Annotated in this window: 4 protein-coding genes; 3 read left to right on the plus strand and 1 reads right to left on the minus strand. The window is 68.5% G+C overall.

Translation table 11 applies throughout. The features are described from left to right. Nucleotides 1-39: 39 nt before the first annotated feature. A complete protein-coding gene (locus tag J0695_RS09920; protein WP_206961532.1) occupies nucleotides 40-1,641 on the minus strand; it encodes an MFS transporter in 1,602 nt (533 codons plus the stop codon). A gap of 113 nt (nucleotides 1,642-1,754) precedes the next feature. Here J0695_RS09920 and J0695_RS09925 point away from each other — a divergent pair, with 113 nt between their 5' ends. From J0695_RS09925 to J0695_RS09935, 3 genes are all read left to right on the plus strand, one after another. Further along, a complete protein-coding gene (locus tag J0695_RS09925; RefSeq protein WP_206961533.1) occupies nucleotides 1,755-2,429 on the plus strand; it encodes a TetR family transcriptional regulator in 675 nt (224 codons plus the stop codon). An 85-nt stretch (nucleotides 2,430-2,514) separates the two neighbouring features. Next, nucleotides 2,515-3,702, plus strand: a complete 1,188-nt coding sequence (locus tag J0695_RS09930; protein ID WP_206961534.1) for an alpha/beta hydrolase — start codon at nucleotides 2,515-2,517, stop codon at nucleotides 3,700-3,702. 49 nt (nucleotides 3,703-3,751) lie between these two features. Further along, a partial coding sequence (locus J0695_RS09935; RefSeq protein ID WP_206961535.1) for a DUF4429 domain-containing protein occupies nucleotides 3,752-4,465 on the plus strand: 714 nt, incomplete at its 3' end.

Below are 4,465 nucleotides of genomic sequence, written 5' to 3' on the forward strand. Positions count from 1 at the left end.
GAACTGTCCGGCGGGGCTGTCCGTGGCGCGGTGTTGACGTCAGATGTGAGCCGCGCCCGCACCTGCCTCCGCGTTGGCGCCGCGCTTGGTCAGCAGCGCCACGAAGATCGCGACCGCGGCGACGCCACAGGCGACGAGGCAGGCGAGACCCATGCCGGACATGAACGTGTCGTGGGCGACCGCGTTGATCTTGTCGGCCAGTGCGGCCGGAGCGTGCGGCGGCACGGGGCCCATGCCGAGCTGGACGGCCTGCGAGGCCTGGTCCAACTGGTCGCCCTTGAACGGCGGGAGACCCGCGTCCGCCCAGTTGCCCGCCAGGTCGCTGTCGACCTTGGAGGCCATGACCGCGCCGAGCACGGCCGTACCCAGGCTGCCGCCGATCTGCATGGCGGCCTGCTGCAATCCGCCCGCGACACCGGAGAGCTCCATCGGGGCGTTGCCGACGATGACTTCGGTGGCGCCGACCATGACCGGTGCGAGACCGAGGCCGAGCATCGCGAACCAGATCGACATGATCAGGCTGCTGGTGTCGGTGGCGAGCGTGGACATGCCGTACATCGCGACGGCCGTGAGCGCCATGCCGCCGGCCAGCGGGATCCGCGGCCCGACCTTGGTGATCATCGCGCCCGCCAGCGGGGAGCCGACGATCATCATGCCGGTGAGCGGGAGAAGGTGCAGGCCCGCGTCGACCGGGCTCATGCCGTGCACGTTCTGCAGATAGAAGGTGACGAAGAAGAGGCCGCCCATGAAGGCGATGGCCATCAGCACCATCAGGATCGTCCCCGCGGTGAGCGGGACGGAACGGAACAGCGTCATCGGGATGAGCGGCTCCCTGACCTTCGTCTCCCAGAAACCGAAGAGCACGAAGGCGACCAGGGAAGCACCCAGGAAGATCCAGACCTTTGCGTCGCCCCAGCCCCACGCCGGGGCCTTGATGAGCGCCCAGACCAGGCAGAACATGGCCGTCGACAGCAGCGCGATGCCCAGGACGTCGAAGGACTTCGGGGCGTTCTCGGCCCGGTGGTCCTTCAGGATCACGAAGCCGATGATGAGGGCGATCACGCCGACCGGCACATTGATGAAGAAGACGGACTGCCAGCTGACGTGCTGGACGAGCAGTCCGCCGAGGATCGGTCCGCCCGCGGTGGAAGCGCCGATGACCATGCCCCAGATGCCGATGGCCATGTTCAGCTTCTCGGCGGGGAAGGTGGCGCGCAGCAGGCCGAGTGCGGCCGGCATCAGCAGTGCGCCGAAGAGACCCTGGAGCACGCGGAAGGTGACGACCAGGGTGACGCTGTCGGAGAAGCCGATGGCGCCCGACGCGGCGGCGAATCCGGTGACTCCGATGAGGAACGTCTGCCGGTGACCGAAGCGGTCGCCGAGCTTGCCCGCGGTGATCAGGGTGACCGCGAGGGCGAGGAAGTATCCGTTGGTGATCCACTGGATCTGGGCGAAGGTGGCGCCGAGGTCCTTCTGGATGGCGGGGTTGGCGATCGCGACGATCGTGCCGTCGAGCGCGACCATCATCACGCCGATGGCCACCGATATCAGCGTCAGCCAGGGGTGGCCGCGCAGCCCCTTGGCCGGTGGAGCCGCAGCGTCGTCCTGCAGAGCCTTTTCGACAGTGGTCTGACTAGTCATGCACGTGAGGTTAGTGTCAGCTGCTGACAGTTGACAAAGCATTTCAGTAGTCAGTAAGTGTCAGGTAGCTCACAGGTAGGCTGAGCTGGACAAAGCGGAGAAATGAGGCCCCCGTGGAGGACACGGTGCAGAAGGTGCGGACAGGGCTGCGCGAGCTGAAGAAGCAGCGCACGCGTGACGCCCTGCTGCGCGCCGCGCTCGAACTCTTCACCACCCAGGGGTACGAGCAGACGACCGTCGACGAGATCACGGACGCCGTCGAGGTCTCCCAGCGCACGTTCTTCCGCTACTTCGCCAACAAGGAAGAGGCCGCACTCTCCGTACAGCTGCTGGCCGAGGCGCAGTTCCTGGCGGCCTTGCGCGAACGGCCGCCGGAGGAGAGCCCGTTCGAGGCGCTGAACCGGTCGGTGCTCGCCTCCTGGGACAGCATCGGCGAGGCGATCGAGGCGGTGATCCCGGTCGAGCTCCATATGCGTACGTACCAACTGATCGAGTCCACCCCTGCGCTGCTCGCCGCCCATCTGCGCCACTCCGCCGAACTGGAGGAGGAGGTCGCCCAACTCATCGCCGCGCGCGAGGGACTCGACGTGAACACCGATCCTCGGCCGCGGATCGCCGTCGCCGCGTACACCGGTGTCATGCGGATGACCGGTCGGATCTGGGGCCAGGGCCAGGACCTCAGCGTGGACGCGATCCGCGAACTGACCGTGACTTATCTCGGTCATATCGGACCGGCATTGGCCGGAAATTGGCGTAATTCACCCGCGCCCGGCGTGCGCGGAGCGTAATCACCCGCGCACATCCCCTCCGTGAAACGTGATCTGACTCACTCTCGTAACTAGGTCACGGTTATGTCTCTTAGGGTGGTCCGCAGTGACTTCCTTCGACTCCTCCCCCACCCTCACCGCCTGGCGCACTCTGCTCGCGCTCGCGGTGGTGTTCGTGATGCTGGCGACCACCGGCTGGACCGCGGTGCGCCATCACAAGAGCGACGGCCAGCCACGTCTGGTGGCCCTCGCCGCATGGAGCCGGGGCTCCATGGACGGGTTCGACCTGCCGAGCGCCGACGCACCGCCGAAGCGGCTCGCACACTTCTTCGCCTCGCTCACCGCGGCCGAACAGACACGCCTCGTCGACCGCTATCCGCTGGTCGTGGGCAATCTGAACGGCGCTCCGGTGACCTTGCGTTACCAGGCGAACAGGATCGCCCTGGACGAGGCGGTCGCGGTCCAGCAGCGCAGGGTGCACGACCCACAGCTCTCGCCCGACGGCCGCAAGGACGCCTCGAACCGGATGAGCCGCTTCGAGGCCCTCGCCTCCAAGGACCGGCAGATCCTCGCCTTCGACCCCGCGGGCAGTGGCCGGGTCGCCGAGGTCCTCGGCGATCTGGACCGCGCGAAGCGGGTCTCGATCGTCGTCCCCGGGGTCGACACGACAGCGCTCACCTTCGAGAAGAGCTGGCGCCCGTACTCCGCCCCGGTCGGCATGGCCACGTCGCTGTACGCGGCCGAGCGGACGGCCTCCCCGAACACCCCCACCGCCGTCATCGCCTGGGCCGACTACACCGCCCCCGCCGGCATCGGCGTGGACGCGGCCATCGGACGCCTCGCCGAGGACGGCGCGGTACGGCTCAACCAGCTGGTCTCCGCCCTGCCCGGCGCCACCCCGGTCGAACTCTTCTGCCACAGCTACGGATCCGTGCTCTGCGGGGTCGCCGCACGCCATCTCCCTTCCCGGGTCAGCGATGTGGCGGTCGCGGGCAGCCCCGGCATGCGCGCCGAGAAGGTCTCGCAGCTGGACACCGACGCCCGGGTGTGGGCGATGCGCGACCGCGACGACTGGATCCAGGACGTCCCCTACATGGACGTCGGCGGGCTCGGACATGGCCAGGATCCGGTGGATCCGGCCTTCGGGGCACGGGTGATGTCGGCCAGTGGCGCGATCGGGCACACCGGATATTTCACTCCCGGAACGTCCAGCCTCAGCAACTTCGCCGCCATCGGGGTCGGTTCGTACCAGGAAGTGAGCTGTGCGGACGGCCAGAGCGCCTGCCATTCATAGGCGGCCCACAGGGGCGACGCGCGGGCGCACGCCGCCTACGATGAGGCGCATGGGTGATGTGCTGGCCGGAATTCATGCCACCTGGGAGTTCGATCCCGACTCCGTGCTCATCCGTTTCGAACGGGGGATCCGCACGCCGAAGCTCTTCCAGGCACTGGGCGAGCGGCGCATCCCGCACGAGGCGCTGGAGTCGGTGTCGCTCGCACGGGGCAAGCGCGGGACGGTGGTGCTGCATGCCGTGGTGCGGCCGGGCGCCGATCCCCTGATGGAGGCGGCCGCGGGCCAGCTCAAGGACGGGTGCGACCCGTACCGGCTGGTGCTCCCCGCCGAGCGCGAGACGCTCGCGGAGTACTACGCGGACGAACTCGCCGCCGTGATCACCCCCGAGGTGAAAGAACCGGCCGACCGGTTCCTGGTGGCCGCGCCGAAGGCTCCGCTGCACTTCAAGGCGTACGACGGCAAAGCCTCCTTCGACGGGTCGAAGGTCTCCTTCCGGTGGTTCTGGACGGGGGCGTCCTCGGCCAAGTGGAAGGCGGGCGACCAGATTTTCGATGTGCGCGAGCTGGCCGGGGTCGAGTGGCGCTCCCCCGAACTCTTCGAGGGCTATCTGCGGCTGGTGCGCCGCGACGCGAACGGGGCGGGGCGGCCGGCCCAGGCCGACCAGGACCCATCCGCCGTGGTCTTCGGCCTCGGCTACGGTCCCGTGCACGAGTCGCTGCCCTTCGCCGCATCCAGCACGGCCGCGGCGAAGAGCAGCGACTCG

It is taken from the genome of Streptomyces beijiangensis (genome assembly GCF_017315755.1).
GTDB lineage: Bacteria > Actinomycetota > Actinomycetes > Streptomycetales > Streptomycetaceae > Streptomyces > Streptomyces beijiangensis.

Bases quoted from the DNA above. Each gene is read 5' to 3' on its own strand.
- J0695_RS09920 (WP_206961532.1), bottom strand. From the start codon at position 1,641: ATGACTAGTCAGACCACTGTCGAAAAGGCTCTGCAGGACGACGCTGCG.